Annotated in this window: 16 protein-coding genes; 7 read left to right on the plus strand and 9 right to left on the minus strand. The window is 71.7% G+C overall.

The window, feature by feature from the left end; genetic code table 11:
• Positions 1–105: 105 nt before the first annotated feature.
• Positions 106–1,449, plus strand: a complete 1,344-nt coding sequence (locus IO33_RS0112740; RefSeq protein WP_031163856.1) for a M14 family metallopeptidase — start codon at positions 106–108, stop codon at positions 1,447–1,449.
• A 4-nt stretch (positions 1,450–1,453) separates the two neighbouring features.
• On the opposite strand, the gene IO33_RS0112745 is transcribed toward IO33_RS0112740, so the two are convergent.
• From IO33_RS0112745 to IO33_RS0112765, 5 genes are all read right to left on the minus strand, one after another.
• Positions 1,454–1,981: a hypothetical protein gene (locus tag IO33_RS0112745; RefSeq protein WP_031163858.1), complete on the minus strand. Its 528-nt coding sequence runs from the start codon at positions 1,979–1,981 to the stop codon at positions 1,454–1,456.
• 73 nt (positions 1,982–2,054) lie between these two features.
• Entirely contained in the window at positions 2,055–3,533 is a 1,479-nt protein-coding gene (locus IO33_RS0112750) for a GntP family permease (RefSeq protein WP_031163860.1), read from the minus strand.
• Between the two features lie 109 nt (positions 3,534–3,642).
• Positions 3,643–4,053: a RidA family protein gene (locus IO33_RS0112755; RefSeq protein WP_031163863.1), complete on the minus strand. Its 411-nt coding sequence runs from the start codon at positions 4,051–4,053 to the stop codon at positions 3,643–3,645.
• A 16-nt stretch (positions 4,054–4,069) separates the two neighbouring features.
• Positions 4,070–4,843, minus strand: coding sequence for an IclR family transcriptional regulator (locus IO33_RS0112760; protein WP_031163866.1), 774 nt, complete (start codon positions 4,841–4,843; stop codon positions 4,070–4,072).
• A complete protein-coding gene (locus IO33_RS0112765) occupies positions 4,840–5,868 on the minus strand; it encodes a sugar kinase (protein WP_031163868.1) in 1,029 nt (342 codons plus the stop codon). Before IO33_RS0112765 ends, IO33_RS0112760 begins: the two co-directional genes overlap by 4 nt.
• A gap of 202 nt (positions 5,869–6,070) precedes the next feature.
• Between IO33_RS0112765 and IO33_RS0112770 the strand changes: the two genes are divergently transcribed.
• Together IO33_RS0112770 and IO33_RS0112775 are read left to right on the plus strand one after the other, a co-directional pair.
• Complete coding sequence (locus tag IO33_RS0112770) at positions 6,071–7,336, plus strand: amino acid deaminase (protein WP_031163870.1); 1,266 nt, start codon at positions 6,071–6,073, stop codon at positions 7,334–7,336.
• Positions 7,337–7,360: 24 nt separating this feature from the next.
• Positions 7,361–8,971 (plus strand): N-acyl-D-amino-acid deacylase family protein, encoded by a 1,611-nt coding sequence (locus IO33_RS0112775; RefSeq protein ID WP_031163872.1) that lies wholly within the window; start codon positions 7,361–7,363, stop codon positions 8,969–8,971.
• Between the two features lie 3 nt (positions 8,972–8,974).
• Here the strand turns inward: IO33_RS0112775 and IO33_RS0112780 are convergent, their stop codons facing one another.
• The 3 genes from IO33_RS0112780 to IO33_RS0112790 all read right to left on the minus strand — a co-directional run bounded on the left by IO33_RS0112780 (position 8,975) and on the right by IO33_RS0112790 (position 11,411).
• The gene (locus IO33_RS0112780) at positions 8,975–9,808 is read right to left on the minus strand and encodes a trypsin-like serine peptidase (protein WP_031163874.1); all 834 of its coding nucleotides are present in this window, start codon (positions 9,806–9,808) and stop codon (positions 8,975–8,977) included.
• Positions 9,809–9,962: 154 nt separating this feature from the next.
• Entirely contained in the window at positions 9,963–10,568 is a 606-nt protein-coding gene (locus tag IO33_RS0112785) for a DUF1707 SHOCT-like domain-containing protein (protein ID WP_051926638.1), read from the minus strand.
• A gap of 96 nt (positions 10,569–10,664) precedes the next feature.
• Positions 10,665–11,411: a hypothetical protein gene (locus tag IO33_RS0112790; RefSeq protein WP_245235771.1), complete on the minus strand. Its 747-nt coding sequence runs from the start codon at positions 11,409–11,411 to the stop codon at positions 10,665–10,667.
• A gap of 125 nt (positions 11,412–11,536) precedes the next feature.
• On the opposite strand from IO33_RS0112790, the gene IO33_RS0112795 reads away from it, so the two are divergent.
• Both IO33_RS0112795 and IO33_RS0112800 read left to right on the plus strand, forming a co-directional pair.
• Positions 11,537–12,748 (plus strand): pyridoxal phosphate-dependent aminotransferase, encoded by a 1,212-nt coding sequence (locus tag IO33_RS0112795; protein WP_031163882.1) that lies wholly within the window; start codon positions 11,537–11,539, stop codon positions 12,746–12,748.
• 111 nt (positions 12,749–12,859) lie between these two features.
• Positions 12,860–13,282 (plus strand): SCO4983 family protein, encoded by a 423-nt coding sequence (locus tag IO33_RS0112800; protein ID WP_031163884.1) that lies wholly within the window; start codon positions 12,860–12,862, stop codon positions 13,280–13,282.
• A gap of 206 nt (positions 13,283–13,488) precedes the next feature.
• Here the strand turns inward: IO33_RS0112800 and IO33_RS0112805 are convergent, their stop codons facing one another.
• Positions 13,489–15,309 carry a phosphoenolpyruvate carboxykinase (GTP) gene (locus IO33_RS0112805; protein ID WP_031163886.1) on the minus strand — a complete coding sequence of 607 codons (1,821 nt, stop codon included), beginning with the start codon at positions 15,307–15,309 and terminating at the stop codon, positions 13,489–13,491.
• A 288-nt stretch (positions 15,310–15,597) separates the two neighbouring features.
• On the opposite strand from IO33_RS0112805, the gene trhA reads away from it, so the two are divergent.
• Together trhA and IO33_RS0112815 are read left to right on the plus strand one after the other, a co-directional pair.
• Positions 15,598–16,311: a PAQR family membrane homeostasis protein TrhA gene (gene trhA, locus IO33_RS0112810; protein ID WP_031163888.1), complete on the plus strand. Its 714-nt coding sequence runs from the start codon at positions 15,598–15,600 to the stop codon at positions 16,309–16,311.
• A 112-nt stretch (positions 16,312–16,423) separates the two neighbouring features.
• Positions 16,424–17,974 carry an MFS transporter gene (locus IO33_RS0112815; protein ID WP_031163890.1) on the plus strand — a complete coding sequence of 517 codons (1,551 nt, stop codon included), beginning with the start codon at positions 16,424–16,426 and terminating at the stop codon, positions 17,972–17,974.

Here is a 17,974-nt window from a genome sequence, read left to right on the forward strand (position 1 = left end):
CCGCTTTTACCTTCTTGACCTGACCATGACATAGCCGGACCATGAGGCGCCCGCACCCCACGCACGTCGCACTGAAGCACCCCACCTCCACCCCAAGGAGTTTTCATGCGACTTCGCACCCGCGGCTCCGGCGCGCGCGGCGGCAGACGTGCCGCCGGCCTCGGCGCCCTGCTGGCCCTCGCCCTGGCCGCCCCCGTGGCGGCGACCGCGCCGAGCGCCAGCGCCGACAGCATCCGCAAGGCCGCACCCTCCGGACAGGACGTCCGGCAGTACGAGATCCACCAGAGCACGACTCCCGTGACCCGTACGGCCATCCAGGCCGCGGGCGTCACCGTGGACGAGGCCGACGAGGAGACCGTCGTCGTCTCCGGGCGTGCCGACCAGATCCGCGCGCTGCGCAGACTCGGCTACGAGGTCAGCCCGTTGGGCGCCGCCCCCGTGCGGTCCGGAGCGCGGCCGTACGACTTCCCGAGCGCCGACTCGAAGTACCACAACTACGCCGAGATGAACGCCGAGATCGACCAGCGGCTGGCCGCCTACCCGGGCATCATGAGCAAACGCGTGATCGGGAAGTCGTACGAGGGACGGGACATCGTCGCCATCAAGGTCAGCGACAACGTCGGGACCGACGAGGACGAGCCCGAGGTGCTCTTCACCGCCCACCAGCACGCGCGCGAGCACCTGACCGTGGAGATGGCGCTGTACCTGCTGCGCGAGCTGGGCGCGGGGTACGGGAAGGACTCCCGGATCACCAACCTCGTCAACAGCCGGGAGATCTGGATCGTGCCGGATCTGAATCCGGACGGCGGGGAGTACGACATCGCCACCGGCTCGTACCGGTCGTGGCGGAAGAACCGGCAGCCCAACCCCGGTTCCTCGGCCGTCGGTACGGACCTCAACCGGAACTGGGACTACAAGTGGGGCTGCTGCGGCGGGTCCTCCGGCAGCAAGTCGTCCGAGACCTACCGCGGTGCCTCCGCCGAGTCCGCGCCCGAGGTGAAGGTCGTCGCCGGCTTCGTCCGCAGCCGGGTCGTCGGGGGCAAGCAGCAGATCAAGGCCGGGATCGACTTCCACACCTACAGCGAGCTGGTGCTGTGGCCGTTCGGGTGGACGTACGACGACACCGCGACCGGCATGACGGCCGACGACGCCGCCGCCTTCAAGGCCGTGGGGCAGAAGATGGCCGCCAGCAACGGGTACACGCCGGAGCAGTCGAGCGATCTGTACATCACGGACGGGTCGATCGACGACTATCTGTGGGGTACGCAGAAGATCTTCGACTACACCTTCGAGATGTATCCGACGTCCGCCTGGGACGGCGGGTTCTACCCGCCCGACGAGGTGATCGAGCGGGAGACCTCCCGTAACAAGGACGCCGTGTTGCAGCTGCTGGAGAACGCCGACTGCATGTACCGGGCGATCGGCAAGGCCGCCCAGTACTGCAGCTAGCTCCTCAGGCCTCCTCGAAGTAGGCGTCGAGCACCGCGTCCAGCTGCTCGTCCCACTCCTGGAAGCGCGCCCTGGCCGCCGCCTCGATCTCGATCGGGTACCAGCGGCGGTCAGGGGTGTGCACGGTGACCGTGAAACGCTTGCCGAAGCGGGGCGACTCCGTCTCGACCGCGGCGATCTCGTCCCAGCGGAACTCGCAGGACTCCTCGTCCAGGCTGAGGCGGACGCCCTTGCGGTCGGCCACGATCCTCGCGCGGCGGTCGGCCGCCTCGAAGACGGGGCCGCCGGCCGGGCCTTCCTCGTCCACGGACTCCGTGACGTCCTCGGCCGCCGCGGTCGTCTCGGACACCTTCGCGTCCTCGGGCTCCGCCGGCTCCGCCGCGTCCTGAGGCTCCGGCTCGCCGGACACGGCCTTGGCCGGGGCCGTGATGCCGGGGATGAACGCCGGGTCGAAACCGGCGCCCGTCACGGGCTCGGCCTTCAACGGCTCGGCCTTGGACGGCTTGCTGCTCGCTCCTATGCGCTGCTCCACGGCGGCAGTATGGACGACTTCCCTGTGCCGGAACCAGTCAGCCCGCTCATCCCCGGCTTCACTCACGTCACGTTCACACGAACACGCTCACCACCGCGGCCGCCCCGAACCCCGCCACCGACAGCACCGATTCCAGGACCGTCCACGTCCGCAGCGTGTCCCGTTCGGTGATGCCGAAGTACTTGGCCACCATCCAGAACCCACCGTCGTTGACGTGCGAGGCGAAGATGGAGCCGGCCGAGACGGCCATGATGACGAGGGCGACGAAGGCCTGGGAGTGGTGGCCCTCCGTCAGCAGGGGTGCCACGATGCCCGCCGTCGTGACGATCGCGACCGTCGCCGAGCCCTGCGCCACCCGCAGGACCAGGGAGATCAGGTACGCCAGCACGATCACCGGCAGGCCCACGCCGTGGAACGTGTCGGAGAGCGCCTGGGCGACCCCGCTCGCCTTCAGTACGGCGCCGAAGACCCCGCCCGCGCCGACCACCAGCAGGATGTTGCCGACCGGCCTCAGGGACGCGGTCGACACCGCCTCCAGGGACTTGCGCGACCAGCCGCGCCGGATACCGAGCAGGTGGTAGGCGAGCAGCAGGGCGAGGGCCAGGGCCACGAAGGGGTGACCGAAGAACTCCAGCACCGAGCGGCCCGGGGAGGGATCGAGCGCGATCGAGGAGAAGGTGGCCGCGAGGATCAGGATCAGCGGCGTACCGATGACGGCGAGGACCGTGCCGAGCGGCACCGGCCTCTCCCGCGGTTCCACGCCCTGGGCGCGCTGCTCGGCGACGACGGCCCGCCGGGCCTCCTCCGCGGCCTCGGCCATGTCCTGCGGCACGGCGACGAAGACGCGCTTGCCGATCCAGGCGGCGTACGCCCAGGCGGCCAGGACGGCCGGGACGCCGCAGACGACGCCCATGAGGACGACCCAGCCGAGCTGGACGTGCAGCAGTCCCGCGGCGGCGACCGGGCCGGGGTGCGGCGGCAGGAAGGCGTGGGTCATGGACAGGCCCGCGAGGAGGGGCAGGCAGTAGAGCAGGATCGACCTGCCACCGCGCTTGGCGGCCGCGTACACGAGCGGCGCGAGGACGAAGATGCCGACGTCGAAGAAGACCGGGATACCGAAGATCAGGCCGGTCAGGCCCATGGCCAGCGGGGCGCGCCGCTCGCCGGACAGGCCCAGCAGGCGGGAGGCCAGCACCTCGGCGCCGCCGCTGACTTCGAGGATCGCGCCGAGCATGGTGCCGAGGCCGATGATGATCGCGACGTGGCCGAGGATGCCGCCCATGCCGGACTCGATGGTGGAGACGGCGTCGGAGCGCTGGACGGTGCCGAAGAGTTCGGTGACGGAGAGGCCGGCCAGCAGGCCCACGGCGACGGAGACGGCGAGCAGGGCCACGAAGGGCTGCAGTCGCACCTTGATGATCAGGAAGAGGAGCAGTGCTATGCCGAGGGCGGCGACCGTGAGGAGGCCGGGGGTGCCGTCGAGGAGGAGGAGCAGGCCTCCGGTGCGGGGTGGGGTCGCGGGGGCGGATACGGCAAGGGCGGAACGCGACATACGGGGGTCCTCTGCGTAAGAACATGGTGCTTTCGGGCAGGGGGGATCGCGGCACGGCGCGCCGGAGGGCGCCGTGCCGTGTGCGGCGGGCCGGGGACGCGTCAGGAGGTCAGCCGAGTACGGCGAGCGCGTCGATCTCGATGAGGAGGCCGGCCGGGAGGCCGACGTAGACCGTGGTCCGGGCGGCGGGCGGCTGGGTGAGGCCCTGCTCCGCGAAGTAGGCGTTGTAGAGGTCGTTCATCTCGGCGAAGTGGTCCACGTCCGTCAGATAGACGCGGATCATCATCGCGTCGTCCCAGCTCGCGCCGCCCTCTTCGAGGATCGCCTGGACGTTGGCGAGGGTCTGCAGGGTCTGTTCGCGCAGGGTGGGGCCGGCCGGCGTCGGGGGCTTGCCGTCCTCGGCGGGCAGGAAGCCGACCTGGCCGGCGACCTGGAGGATGTTGCCCTTCTTCACGCCGTGCGAGAACTTCGCGGGCGGGGTGGTGTGGGTCTTCGGGGTGAGGGCGGTCTTCTCGGTCATACGGCGTCCTTGTCTGTCATGCGCGGTCCTTCGCGGGGTCCGTCACCGGCGTCCTTCCGGAGTACTCGCCGCTGATCGCGTCCGCGGTACTGCGGACCTGCGGGAGCAGGGTGAGGAGTTCCTCGGCGGTGACGACGACGTTCGGCGCGGACACCGACATCGCGGCGACCACCCGTCCGTCGGCGCCGCGGATGGGGGCGGCGACGCAGTTGATGGACTCCTCGTGGCCACCGAGGTCGGTCGCCCAGCCCTGTTCGCGCACCGTGGCCAGCTCCTTGCGGAACGCCTCGGCGTTCGGGGTCGAACGGGGCGTGTACAGGGGGTAGTCGAGCTTGTCCGCGAGGGCGCGGCGCTCGGGTTCGGGGAGGTCGGCGAGGAGGAGTTTCGCGACGGCCGCGACCGTGATGGCGACGGGTTTGCCGATCCGCGAGTACATGCGGACGGGGTAGCGGCTCTCCACCTTGTCGATGTAGAGCACCTCGCCCTCCTCGTACACGGCGAGGTGCACGGTGTGGCCGCAGGCCTCGTTGAGCCGCGCGAGGTGGGGGTGGGCGATCTCGCGGATGTCGAGGTTCTCCATCGCCTCCTGGGCGAGGGCGAAGAGGCGGGCGCCGAGGCGGTAGCGCTGGTCGGACTGGCGGTAGACCAGGCCGTGTTCGTGCAGGGTGCGCAGGAGCCGCAGCGCCGTGGACTTGTGGACGCCGAGGCGGTCGGCGACCTGGCCGAGGTCGGCGGGGCCCTCCGCGAGCAGGGGCAGGATGCTCAGCGCGCGGTCGACGGTCTGGCTCATGGGGTGTTCGCCTCCTCGTTGGCCCGCTCGGCCTGCGTCCAGCCGGGGGCGAGTCGAAGTCTCCCCCATGCGCCGTGGTCCAGGGCGGACAGGCGGTCGGCGTGGTCCCTGGCGGGTGGGGTGGCCAGGTCGCCGGGGGTGGTGAGGGCGGCCGCGGCGAAGAGATGGCCGTACCTGAGCCGGGCCGCGAGGGGCAGGCCGCGCAGGGTGCCGGAGAGGAAGCCCGCGGCGAAGGCGTCTCCGGCGCCGGTGGTGGCCACGACGTCCACCTTCGGGGCCGGTTCGAAGGTGACCGCGGGAGAACGCCGGAGCGGGCGCACGCCGTCCGTCTCCGGCCCGGTGGTGGGGCGTTCGAACGCCGTTGCTCCTCTGCCGCCCTGCTTCACCACCAGTACCGCCGGCTCCGGCAGCGCCCTTCTGATCGCCTCGGGGCCGCCCGTGATGCCCCATGCCTCCTCCGCCTCGTCCTCGCCGACGAAGACGAGGTCCGCTCGGCGGGCCAGGTCCAGCAGCACCAGGGGACCCTCGGCGGTTCGCCACAGGGCGGGGCGGTGGTTGACGTCGAAGGAGAGGACAGGGCGCCCGGGGCGGGGGGCCGTCAGGGTGTGCAGCAGGGTGCGGCAGGACTCGGACAGGGCCGCCGTGATGCCGGACAGGTGCAGGATCCGGCCCGCTCGCACCGCCGTCCGGTCCACGTCCGCCACGGACATCGCCGACGCCGCCGAACCCGCCCGGTAGTACGCGACCTCGTGCGCGCCCGTGCCCCGGTCGCCGGCCGTGCGGAAGTAGACACCGGTCGGGCGGGCCGGGTCCCGGTGCACGAAGGAGACGTCGACGCCGTACCCGGCGATCCGCTCCACCAGGTGGTCGCCGAAGCCGTCCGCGCCGACCCGGCCGACCCAGCGGACGCTGTGGCCGGCGGCGGCCAGCACACAGGCCACGTTGGACTCGGCGCCGCCGATCGCGCGGTCGAAGGAGGGCACGTCCGCGAGGCGGCCCGGCCGGCTGGGCAGGAAGGTGACCATGGACTCGCCGAGCGCCACGACGTCCACGTTTGCCACGCGGTCGTGCGCAACGGGCGAGACGTAAGCAGCGTCGTTGATGATGACTCCTGTCCGATGACCGGGTGACGGCTCCGTTGACCCGGTGTCGGCGAGATGCTAGACACCAGTTAGCACCACATGCAATGACTGTTGCAGAGGATGCAACAGCCAGGAGAGGGGCTCCATGAGCACCGAAGCGCTCGCCCGGCTGGCCGAGGAACGCGTCGACCACCGCTTCAAGGGCCTGCCGCCGGACGCCGACGGCCGCACGGTCGGCGAGCTGGCCGCCCAGCGCCGCAACCTCTTCACGGACGACTTCCCCACCCCCGTGCTCGCCCTGTCCGCCGAGCGCCTGGAGCACAACCTGGCACTGATGGAGACGTACGCCGCCCGGCACGGCCTCGCCTTCGCGCCGCACGGCAAGACCTCCATGGCCCCGCAGCTCTTCCACCGCCAGATCGAGCACGGGGCCTGGGGGATCACCCTGGCGGTGCCCCACCAGGTGCGCGTCGCCCGGGCGTTCGGCATCCAGCGGGTCTTTCTCGCCAACGAGCTGATCGACACCGCCGCGCTCCGCTGGATCGCGGGCGAGCTGGCCGCCGACCCCGGTTTCCGGTTCGTCTGCTACGTCGACTCCGTGCGCGGTGTCGAGCTGATGGACTCCGCGCTCAAGGGCTCGGCCCGGCCCCTGGACGTCGTCGTCGAGCTCGGCGCCGGCGAGGGCGCCCGCACCGGTGTGCGCACCGAGGCCGAGGCCCTGGCCGTCGCCGGCGCCGTGGCGGCCACCGGGACGCTGCGGCTCGTCGGCGTCGCGGGGTACGAGGGCGAGGTGCCGCGGGCGGATCCGGCGCGGGTGCGGTCGTATCTGCGGCGGCTGGTGGCACTCGCCGTCGAACTGGACAAGGAGGGCCGGTTCGGGGAGGCCGAGGAGGTCATCGTCAGCGCGGGCGGCAGCGCGTGGTTCGACGCGGTGGCCGAGGTGTTCGAGGAGATCCCCGGCCTCTCCCTGCCCGTGCTGAAGCTGCTGCGCTCGGGGGCGTACGTCTCGCACGACGACGGGCACTACCGCAGGCTCACCCCCTTCAGCCGGGTCCCCGAGGAGGGCGCCCTGGAGCCCGCCTTCCGGCTGTGGGCGCAGGTCGTCTCCCGGCCCACCCCCGAACAGGCCTTCGTCAACGCCGGCAAGCGCGACGCCGCCTACGACCTGGACCTGCCCACCGCCCAGGTGGTACGCCGGAACGGTGTCGAGCGCGCGGCCACCGGCGTCACCGTCACCGGCCTGTCCGACCAGCACGCGTGGCTGCGCACGGAACCGGGCGCGGACGTCGAGGTCGGCGACTGGATCGGCCTCGGGCTGTCCCACCCGTGCACGTCCTTCGACAAGTGGCAGCTGATCCCGGTGGCCGAGGCGGACGGGACGGTCGTCGACTACATCCGTACGTTCTTCTAGGAGCCGGTGAAGGGAGGGCGGGACATGGAGGGCCTGGTCATCCGGGACGCCGACGTCGCCGACGGCAGCGGCGAGCCGTCGTACCGGGCCGACGTGGTGATCGACGGCGGCCGGATCGTCTCGATCGTCAAGGAGGCCGCCGCGGCCGGCTGCCAGCGCCCGCGCGCCGTGCGGGAGCTGGACGCGGAGGGCCTGGTCCTCTCCCCCGGCTTCATCGACATGCACGCCCACTCCGACCTCGCCCTGCTCCGGGACCCCGATCACAGCGCGAAGGCGGCGCAGGGGGTGACGCTGGAGGTCATCGGCCAGGACGGGCTGTCGTACGCGCCGGTGGACGACCGCACCCTGGAGGAGGTGCGCCGGGCGATCACCGGGTGGAACGGGTACGGCGACGACCTCGACCTCGACTGGCGGTCGGTGGGCGAGTACCTGGACCGGCTGGATCGCGGGATCGCCGTGAACGCGGCCTATCTCGTCCCCCAGGGCACGGTCCGCGCCCTCGTCGTCGGCTGGGAGGACCGCGCGGCCACCCCGGAAGAGCTCGCCCGGATGCGGCGGTCGGTCGCGGAGGGGCTGGAGCAGGGCGCGGTCGGGATGTCGTCGGGGCTCACCTACACGCCCGGCATGTACGCCCCGGACGCCGAACTGACCGAGCTGTGCCGGGTGGTGGCGTCGTACGGCGGCTACTACTGCCCGCACCACCGCTCCTACGGCGCCGGCGCCCTGGAGGCGTACGCCGCGATGGTCGCCCTCACCCGCGAGGCCGGCTGTCCGCTCCATCTGGCCCACGCGACGATGAACTTCGGGGTGAACGAGGGACGGGCCCCTGAGCTGCTGGCCCTGCTCGACGACGCCCTGGACGCCGGTGCGGACATCACGCTGGACAGCTATCCCTACACCCCCGGCTGCACCACCCTGGCCGCGCTGCTGCCGAGCTGGGCGAGCGAGGGCGGCCCGGAGGCGGTCCTGGCCCGGCTGACCGACCCGGCGGCGGCCGAGCGGATCCGGCACGACCTGGAGGTGACCGGCTCGGACGGCTGCCACGGCGTGCCCGTGGACTGGGGGACGATCGAGGTCTCCGGCGTCACCGACACCGCGCTCGGGGACCTGGTGGGCCGCACCGTCCGGCAGGCGGCCGGCGCGCGCGGCGAGGCCCCCTGGGACACCGCCCGGCGGCTGCTGGTCGAGGACCGGCTGGGTACGACGGTCCTCCAGCACGTCGGCCACGAGGACAACGTCCGCGCGATCATGCGGCACCGCACGCACACGGGCGGCTCCGACGGGATCCTGCGGGGCGACAAGCCGCACCCGCGCGCCTACGGCACCTTCCCGCGCTATCTCGGCCACTACGTGCGCGAGTCGGGGATCCTCTCGCTGGAGGAGTGCGTCGCCCACCTCACGTCCCGGCCCGCGGCCCGGCTGCGACTGCCGGACCGGGGGCTGGTACGCGAGGGGTACCGGGCCGACCTGGTGCTGTTCGACCCCCGGTCGGTGGCGTCCGGCGCGACCTTCGCCGAGCCGCGGACGCTTCCCACGGGGATCCCGTACGTCCTGGTCGACGGCCGGTTCGTCATCGAGGACGGGAAGCGGACGGACGTGCTCGCGGGCCGGTCCGTCCGCCGTACCCCGGTGTGACCCCTACGGCTTGGGCAGGGTGCAGCCGGACGCGCTGAGGTCGAGCTTGTTGCCGGTGGTGAAGCAGGCCGGGATGTTGTACGTCTCCTCGGCGTAGTTGATGCCCTTGCGGACGGTGACGTTGCCGCTCTCGTCGACCTCGCAGGGGTTGTTCTCGGTGCAGCGCTCGCCGTCCTCGTTGCCGGTGTTGTTCACCGCCACGACCTTGCCGGTGGCCGTGTCGATCACCGGGGAGCCCGAGGTGCCGCCGATGGTGTTGCAGGAGGAGGTGTAGCGCAGCGAGTCCTTCCAGGTCCAGTCACCCTCCTTGAGCCGGTACACGAACCCGTCGACGTTGCAGCTGTAGGTGCGCTTCCAGTAGCCGGAGACGACCTTGATGGCGGTGCCGGCGGTCGGGTGCGTGTCCTGGACGGTGAGCGGGGAGATCCCGTAGGAGTTCTTGATCGCCGCGTACGTGGTGGTGGTGCGGTAGATCGTGACGTCCGTGTCCGTCATGGTCGAGTAGACGACCTGGTTGGCACGGAGGGTGGCGACCTTGCTGCCGCTGGCGTTGAGCAGGCCGAAGCTACGGCTGGAGGACTGGCCGGTGATGACCTCGCCGGGCTCGGGGAAGCCCGTCTCCAGGCAGTGGCCGTTGGTCAGCACGAGCGCCGGGTCGGTGTCCGCGGAGTTGGGGAAGCGGATGACGGAACCGGAGCAGTTGCTGAGCGAGACGGTGCCGGCGAAGTTGACGGTCACCGCGGGCTTGGCGGCGGTGTGCGGTGCGGCGACTGCGGGGGCCGCGCCCAGCCCGGCTATGGCCACGGAGGAGAGTGCGGCAAGGAGAGGCTTGTTCATGTGGGGGTCCCCTCTGACGACTTGAGCGACCGGACATCTTCCGGCCACCCTTGATTTGTCATGCGCATTCTCAATGCTGCGAGGGGTGGCGAACAAGGAGCCACGTCAGGTCATAGGGGTTTCCCTGTGCGGGAGGGCCGCGCCGGCTCGCCGGTCAGCGGAACGTCTTGCCCAGCGCCTTCGGCTTGGTGACGACGGCACCGAACAGCGCCAGCCCCCTGATCACGACGCGCGGGGCACCGGGCCACCGCGCCCTGCCGGCGCCACGCCTGCCGAACACGCCGAACAGGCCCAGGCCCCTGACCTCGACGTCGATGTCGTCCGGGACGACGATCTCGGTGCCGCCCCAGAGCGCGACCGCCCGGATCTCGGTCTCCCGGGAGGCGAAGCGGGCCTCGGTCAGGTCGAGTCGGCCGCCGCCCCACATCGACCAGGAGGTGAACCGCTCCGGGACGACCCAGCGGCCCTCGCGGGCGAAGCCGCCGAACACGCCCAGCGCGCAGCGGGAGTCGGGCACCCGGTCCACCACCAGCGCGTCCCTGGGCCCCGGTTCGGGCAGGCCGCGCACGGCGACCGCCAGCTCGCCGAGCGTCCGGGCGCTGTACACCCGGCCGAGCCGGTCGTCCAGCTCGGCCAGCGGCAGGCGGCCGTCGGCCACGGCGGCGCGCACCCGCTCGACGGCACGCTCCCGGTCCTCGTCACAGGCGAGCGTGCCGGCAGCGGTCGGCGGCTGTTCCGCCGCAGGGGGCTGCTCTGTCATGGGGCAACCCTCGCACGGGGGACGCGACTTACGGCAGGCGGCGCGCCAAACGGCTGGGTGGACAGGGGTGTTGACGGCAAAGAGGCCGCCGGCCGGTCAGTGCGGGTGTTTGGTGGCGCCGCGACCGTGCCCCCGGCCGCCGGGCAGGCCCGGGGCGGAGGAGGCCGGGCCGGCCGCCGTCGCGGTGGGCGTGGGCGCGGACACCGACGCCGACGTGGCCGGAGCGGAAGGCGAGAGGGACGCGGCGCCGCTCGGGCCGCCGGCCGTCCGGGACGCGCGGGCGGCCGGGGAGGCGGCCGAGCCGGACGGCGCCGCCGCGGCGGGGCCGCCGGCGGCCGTCGAGACGGTCGCCGCCGGGGAGCCGGTGCCCGTACGGGGGCTCACGCCGGCCGAGTCACCGGCGGCGACCCGCCCGGTACCGGCCGGGCGGGACCCGTCCGGGGGCGCGGCGTCCGAGCCGCCCGCCAGAGCGGCGATCACCGCGGCGGCGCCGGCCACGCCCAGCACCCCGGCGACGGCCGCCACCCGTCGGCGGCCACCCGTGCGCCGCCCGGCACGCCGCCGCGCGGCCCTGCCCTCGCCCGGCCGGACCGGCTCGGCCGGCCGGGCGGCCTCGGTCAGCGGGGGCAGCTCACGCGTCTCGTCGTACGCGTTCTGCCAGCCGTGCGCGGCGGCCGGGTCGGCGTAGTCGTCGTACGCCGGCGCCGGGGCCTGCCGGAGGTAGACGTTCGGCGGCACCGAAAGCGCCGGCTGGGCGGGTGGCGCGGGCGGTCGTTCCCGCTGCTCACCGCCCGGGCCCTGCGCGCCGTACGCCCCCGTCTCATGCTCCCGTTCGGTGGACATGACAGCGGATTCTAGGGACGCAAGTGGCTCCTGAGACAGCCTTCGGCGATATCCGGGCAAACCCCCGGTCTCACGTGGTGGAAAACACGACCCATGAAGCGTTACCGGGCCGTAAGCTCACGGGCATGCAGGTGATCCAGTCGACCAAGCTCGCCAACGTCTGTTACGAGATCCGGGGTCCGGTTCTCGAAGAGGCCATGCGGCTTGAGGCGGCGGGCCACCGCATCCTCAAGCTCAATACCGGCAACCCGGCCGCCTTCGGCTTCGAGTGCCCGCGCGAGATCCTGGAGGACGTCCTCCGCAACGTCTCCACGGCGCACGGCTACGGCGACGCCAAGGGCCTGCTGGCCGCCCGGCGCGCGGTCGTCATGCACAACCAGACCCTCGGCGTCGAGACGGACGTCGAGCACGTCTTCATCGGCAACGGCGTCTCCGAGCTGATCGTGATGGCCATGCAGGGCCTGCTCGACGACGGCGACGAGGTCCTCGTACCGGCCCCGGACTACCCGCTGTGGACGGCGGCGGTCTCCCTGTCCGGCGGCACGGCCGTGCACTACCGCTGCGACGAGCAGTCCGACTGGATGCCCGACCTCGCCGACGTCGAACGCAAGGTCACCGACCGCACCAAGGCCATCGTCGTCATCAACCCGAACAACCCCACGGGCGCGGTCTACGACGAGGCGGTGCTCAAGGGCCTGACCGACATCGCCCGCCGGCACAACCTGCTGGTGTGCTCCGACGAGATCTACGACAAGATCCTCTACGACGGCGCCACCCACACCCCGACCGCGAAGGTCGCCCCCGACCTGCTCACCCTCACCTTCAACGGCATGTCGAAGGCGTACCGGGTGGCGGGCTACCGGGTCGGGTGGATGTCGATCTCCGGTCCGCGCGCGCACGCGCAGTCGTACATCGAAGGCCTGACGATCCTGGCGAACATGCGGCTGTGCGCCAACATGCCGGGCCAGCACGGTGTGGTCGCCGCGCTCAGCGGACGCCAGTCGATCAACGACCTGGTCCTGCCGGGCGGCCGGCTGAAGGAGCAGGTGGACACCGCGTACGAACTGCTGACGCAGATCCCGGGCGTGAGCTGCGTGCGGCCCAAGGGCGCGCTGTACCTCTTCCCGCGCCTCGACCCGCAGGTCTTCAAGATCAAGGACGACCGGCAGATGGTCCTGGACCTGCTGCGCCAGGAGAAGATCATGGTCGTCCAGGGCACGGGCTTCAACTGGCCGGAGCCGGACCACTTCCGGGTGGTGACGCTGCCGTCGGTCGGCGATCTCCGGGACGCGATCACCCGGATCGGGAACTTCCTGGACGGATACGGCCAGCCGTAGCGGACGGACACGGCGGGGTGTAGTCGATGGACTCCCTTCCGTGACTCGACTCAACTTTAGACGAAATCTAAGCTAGGATGGCTTCCTGTCAGAGCACAGGAGGCCGTCCCCATGTACGAACCGATCCGCACCAAGTCGGTCCACAGCACGACGGCCGGCACCGCCTCCGACTTCCCCCACCGGTCGCGCGAGGAGGAACTGGACATCCAGCTCGCCGGGCACCTCGCGGCCCTGCTCGCCGTGACCGACGAACTGCGCGGACCGGCCCCGTCGGCCGACCTGGAGACCGCCGCCGAACGGCTCGCCGAGCAGGTGACCCGGCTCCGGGGCGGGCGGGCCCCGCTGCGGGCGACGCCGTCCGCCGCCGCCGACCTCACGGCCCTGCACCGGCGCGCGCACGCCCTGGCCGGACGCGCCCTCGTGGTCGCCGCCTCGCGCGCGGACACGGCGGCCGCCATCCTCGCGGCCGAGCGGATGGACGCGCACGGCGCCGCGCTGTCGGCCGACCCGAAGGAACTCAGCGCGGCCCACTGACCCCCGACGAGGGGTCCCCGATCGGCCCCGGTCCGCGTGCACCCGCAGCGACGCGCGGACCGGGCGCCATGACATCGCGCGCGACAAAGGAAGGCGGGGCCCCGCACGCCGTTGTGCGGGGCCCCGCCGGGGTGGTCACCACGGCCGGCCGTGACGATCGCTGGTCAGGGCATCCGGACCGGCCGTGGAGTCTGGGACGGGCTTGTTCAGCCCAGGCGCTCCACCAGCGCGCGGTACTGGTCCCACAGCTCCTTGGGGGTGTGGTCGCCGAAGGTGTTGAGGTGCTCGGGGACCAGGGCGGCCTCCTCGCGCCAGACCTCCTTGTCCACGGTGAGCAGGAAGTCCAGGTCGGACTCGGACAGCTCCAGGCCGTCGGTGTCCAGCGCCGCCTTGGCCGGCAGGATGCCGATCGGCGTCTCGACGCCCTCGGCCTTGCCGTCCAGCCGCTCCACGATCCACTTCAGGACACGCGCGTTCTCGCCGAAGCCGGGCCAGACGAACTTGCCCTCGTCGTTCTTGCGGAACCAGTTGACGTAGTAGATCTTGGGCAGCTTCGACTGGTCCTTGCCCTTGGCCACGTCGACCCAGTGACCCATGTAGTCGCCCATGTTGTAGCCGCAGAAGGGCAGCATCGCGAACGGGTCGCGGCGCAGTTCGCCGACCTTGCCCTCGGCGGCGGCGGTCTTCTCGGAGGCCACGTTGGCGCCGAGGAAGACACCGTGGTTCCAGTCGAAGGACTCCGTCACCAGCGGCACCGCGCTCGCGCGTCGGCCGCCGAAGAGGATCGCCGAGATCGGCACGCCCTTGGGGTCCTCCCACTCCGGCGCGATGATCGGGCACTGCGCGGCGGGGGTGGTGAAGCGGGCGTTGGGGTGCGCGGCGGGCTCGGCGGACGCCGGGGTCCAGTCGCGGCCCTTCCAGTCCGTCAGGTGGGCGGGAGTCTCCTCCGTCATGCCCTCCCACCACACGTCACCGTCGTCGGTGAGGGCGACGTTGGTGAAGACCGAGTTGCCCCACAGCGTCTTCATCGCGTTGGCGTTGGTGTGCTCACCGGTGCCGGGCGCGACACCGAAGAAGCCGGCCTCGGGGTTGATCGCGTACAGGCGGCCGTCCTCGCCGAAGCGCATCCAGGCGATGTCGTCACCGATGGTCTCCACGGTCCAGCCGGAGATCGTCGGCTCCAGCATGGCGAGGTTGGTCTTGCCGCAGGCGCTCGGGAAGGCGGCGGCGACGTACTTGGACTCGCCCTGCGGCGGGGTGAGCTTGAGGATCAGCATGTGCTCGGCCAGCCAGCCCTCGTCACGCGCCATGACCGAGGCGATACGCAGCGCGTAGCACTTCTTGCCGAGCAGGGCGTTGCCGCCGTAGCCGGAGCCGTAGGACCAGATCTCGCGGTCCTCGGGGAAGTGCGAGATGTACTTGGTGGAGTTGCACGGCCACGGGACGTCCTGCTGGCCCTCCTCCAGCGGGGCGCCGAGGGTGTGCACGGCCTTCACGAAGAAGCCCTCGTCGCCGAGCTCGTCGAGGACCGGCCGGCCCATGCGCGTCATCGTGCGCATGGAGACGGCGACGTAGGCGGAGTCGGTGATCTCCACGCCGATCGCGGACAACGGGGAGCCGAGGGGGCCCATGCAGAACGGGACGACGTACATGGTGCGTCCGCGCATGGAGCCGCGGAACAGGCCCTTCTCGCCGGTGAAGATCTCCCGCATCTCGGCGGGGGCCTTCCAGTGGTTGGTGGGGCCCGCGTCCTCCTCCTTCTGCGAGCAGATGAAGGTGCGGTCCTCGACGCGCGCGACGTCGGTCGGGTCGGAGGCCGCGTAGTAGGAGTTGGGGCGCTTGATCGGGTCGAGCTTCTTGAAGGTGCCCTTGGCCACCAGCTCTTCGCACAGCCGGTCGTACTCGGCCTCGGATCCGTCACACCAGACCACGTCGTCCGGCTGCGTCAGTTCGGCGATCTCATGCACCCACGAGATCAGTTCCTGATGGTTGGTGGGAACGCTGGAAGCCGAGTTGTCGCGCGCCACGGTTGCTCCTAAGTGAGGGATTTTGTCCTGGTGGCCCCGTGGGGGCTGCGACCCGGACGCTTCGTGATGCTCATCCGGTGCCGACTGCACTCATTTGATCGTATCCGACACGAGTGCCCATATGTCCAGGGGGCCTCACAGGTGAGCACGTGAGGAAGGCCACGGTTTCCAGCGGGGTTTACGTTTCCTTTGCGTCCAGGTATGCGCCACCTGAAGGTCTTTTTGCGTTCGATCGACCAAGAGCCGCGCGGATACCCGACTTACGGCGTCGTAGGTACCATGCCCCGCATGACTGCGTCCGCCCCTGACGCGCCCACGGAGACGCCGGCCAGCGGCCGCGGTCCCGTCGCGCTCTCCTTGCCGCACCCGGTCAAGCCCAGGCTCCGCGGCTGGCTGCACCTCGGCATGTTCCCGGCCGTACTCATCGCGGGACTCGTGCTCACCGCCCTCGCCGACTCCACCAGAGGCCGTGTCGCCTGCGGGATCTACGTCCTGACGGCCTGCCTGCTCTTCGGCGTCAGCGCGCTGTACCACCGGGGCAACTGGAGCCCCCGGATGGACGGCGTCCTGCGCCGTCTGGACCACGCCAACATCTTCCTGATCATCGCGGGCACCTACACCCCGCTGACGATGCTGCTCCTGCCCAGCGCGAAGGGGCAGTGGCTGCTGTGGGGGATCTGGGCCGCCGCCGCGGCCGGCATCGTCTTCCGCGTCTTCTGGGTCGGCGCCCCGCGCTGGCTCTACACGCCCTGCTACATCGCGATGGGCTGGGCGGCCGTCTTCTTCCTGCCCGACTTCCTGCGCACCGGCGGCATCGCGGTCCTGGTCCTGGTGATCGTCGGCGGTCTGCTCTACAGCGTGGGCGGCGTGGTCTACGGCATCAAGCGGCCGAACCCGTCCCCGCGCTGGTTCGGCTTCCACGAGGTCTTCCACTCCTTGACGCTCGCCGCGTTCGTCGTCCACTACGTCGGCATCTCGCTGGTGGCGTACCAGCACGCATAACCCCGCACCCCCTTCCCCTTCCGGCCACGGCTCACCAGCCGTGGCCGTTTTCGTGTGCCTGACACCAGCTCGCCATTGACAGTCACATGTTTTTGAGAGTTACTTTCATTTCATGGTTACTGTCACTCCGAACCCTCGGCGTTGGTGGGCCCTGGGGGCCCTGGTCGCGAGCATGCTGGTGCTCGCCTTCGACTCGACGATCCTCAACGTGGCCCTGCCGACCATGGCCGGGCAGCTCGGCGCCACGACCGGTCAGCAGCAGTGGATGGCGGACGCGTACGTCGTCGTCTTCGCCGCGCTGATGCTCCCGGCGGGCCTGCTCGGCGACCGGTTCGGCCGGCGCCGGATGCTGATCACCGGACTCGGCGTCTTCCTGGCGGGCTCGGTCCTGGGCTCCCTGGCCTCGGACGTGAACGCCGTCGTCGCGGCCCGCGCGGTGATGGGCGTCGGCGCCGCGCTGATCATGCCGCTGTCGCTGGCCGTGCTGCCCGCGATGTTCACCCCCGACGAGCGGGGCAAGGCCGTCGGCATGATCTCCGCCGCCTCCGCCCTCGGCATGCCGCTCGGCCCGCTGGTCGGCGGCTTCCTGCTCGACCACTTCTGGTGGGGGTCGGTCTTCCTGATCAACATCCCGATGGCCGGGCTCGGCATCGCCGCCTGCCTCCTCCTGCTGCCCGAGACCCGCGACCCGGCGGGCCCGAGGGTCGACACCGTCTCCACCGCGCTCACCGCGACCGGCCTCGGCGCCCTCATCTACGCGATCATCGAGGCCCCGGACCGCGGCTGGACCGACCCGGTGGTGCTGGCGACGTTCGCGGCGGCCGCCGTCCTGCTCACCGCGCTCGTCCTGCGCGAACGCCGGATGGTCCGGCCCATGCTCGACATGACCCTGCTGACCCACCGCGGCTTCCTGCTCAACACCGTCGCCGCGACCCTCGTGATGTTCGTGCTGTCCGGCCTGATGTTCACCGTGCCGACCTACCTTCAGGCGGTGCTCGGCCAGGACGCCTTCGCCACCGGGGTGCGGCTGCTGCCGCTGTCGCTCGGGCTGTTGGTCGCGGCCAGGAGCGCCCAGGCGGCCGTCGTCCGGTTCGGGGCGCGCGCGGCCGTCAGCGCCGGCCTGGTCGTCCTCGCCTTCGCCGCCCTGCTCGGCACCCGTACGACGGCCGGCTCCGGCTACGGCTTCACGGCCCTGTGGCTGTCGCTGGCCGGCCTCGGCTTCGGCTTCGCGGTCGTCCCGGCGATGGACGGCGCGCTCGGCACCCTGCCCGCCGACCGGGCCGGCAGCGGCTCCGGACTTCTCATGACGCTGCGCCAGGTCGGCGGCGCCGTCGGCATCGCGCTGCTCGGCAGCCTCCTCGCCAGCGCCTTCCGGGACCGGCTCGACGTGACCGGGCTGCCCGGTCCGGTGGCGCACACGGCCGGGGAGTCGGTGGTCGCCGCGCACGCCGTCGCCGCACGGACCCACTCCGCGCACCTCGCGGCCTCCGCGGACACCGCCTTCGTCCACGGCATGACCCTGGTCCTGCTCGTGTGCGGCATCGCCTCCCTCGCGGCGGCCCTGCTCGCGGCCCTGTTCCTGCCCGGCACCCCCGTCGTACGGCGCACCGAGCCGCGGCAGTCCCCGGCCGTGGCCGCCCCCGCCGGGGATGCCGGACAATGA

It is taken from the genome of Streptomyces durhamensis, assembly GCF_000725475.1.
In the GTDB taxonomy this organism is placed as follows: Bacteria; Actinomycetota; Actinomycetes; order Streptomycetales; family Streptomycetaceae; genus Streptomyces; species Streptomyces filipinensis.

Excerpts from the sequence above, each read along its gene's own strand:
- IO33_RS0112740 (WP_031163856.1), top strand. The coding sequence starts at position 106 with ATGCGACTTCGCACCCGCGGCTCCGGCGCGCGCGGCGGCAGACGTGCC.
- IO33_RS0112750 (WP_031163860.1), bottom strand. The coding sequence starts at position 3,533 with ATGTCGCGTTCCGCCCTTGCCGTATCCGCCCCCGCGACCCCACCCCGC.
- IO33_RS0112755 (WP_031163863.1), bottom strand. The coding sequence starts at position 4,053 with ATGACCGAGAAGACCGCCCTCACCCCGAAGACCCACACCACCCCGCCC.
- IO33_RS0112760 (WP_031163866.1), bottom strand. The coding sequence starts at position 4,843 with ATGAGCCAGACCGTCGACCGCGCGCTGAGCATCCTGCCCCTGCTCGCG.
- IO33_RS0112765 (WP_031163868.1), bottom strand. The coding sequence starts at position 5,868 with ATGGTCACCTTCCTGCCCAGCCGGCCGGGCCGCCTCGCGGACGTGCCC.
- IO33_RS0112770 (WP_031163870.1), top strand. The coding sequence starts at position 6,071 with ATGAGCACCGAAGCGCTCGCCCGGCTGGCCGAGGAACGCGTCGACCAC.
- IO33_RS0112775 (WP_031163872.1), top strand. The coding sequence starts at position 7,361 with ATGGAGGGCCTGGTCATCCGGGACGCCGACGTCGCCGACGGCAGCGGC.
- IO33_RS0112780 (WP_031163874.1), bottom strand. The coding sequence starts at position 9,808 with ATGAACAAGCCTCTCCTTGCCGCACTCTCCTCCGTGGCCATAGCCGGG.
- IO33_RS0112785 (WP_051926638.1), bottom strand. The coding sequence starts at position 10,568 with ATGACAGAGCAGCCCCCTGCGGCGGAACAGCCGCCGACCGCTGCCGGC.
- IO33_RS0112790 (WP_245235771.1), bottom strand. The coding sequence starts at position 11,411 with ATGTCCACCGAACGGGAGCATGAGACGGGGGCGTACGGCGCGCAGGGC.
- IO33_RS0112795 (WP_031163882.1), top strand. The coding sequence starts at position 11,537 with ATGCAGGTGATCCAGTCGACCAAGCTCGCCAACGTCTGTTACGAGATC.
- IO33_RS0112800 (WP_031163884.1), top strand. The coding sequence starts at position 12,860 with ATGTACGAACCGATCCGCACCAAGTCGGTCCACAGCACGACGGCCGGC.
- trhA (WP_031163888.1), top strand. The coding sequence starts at position 15,598 with ATGACTGCGTCCGCCCCTGACGCGCCCACGGAGACGCCGGCCAGCGGC.
- IO33_RS0112815 (WP_031163890.1), top strand. The coding sequence starts at position 16,424 with ATGGTTACTGTCACTCCGAACCCTCGGCGTTGGTGGGCCCTGGGGGCC.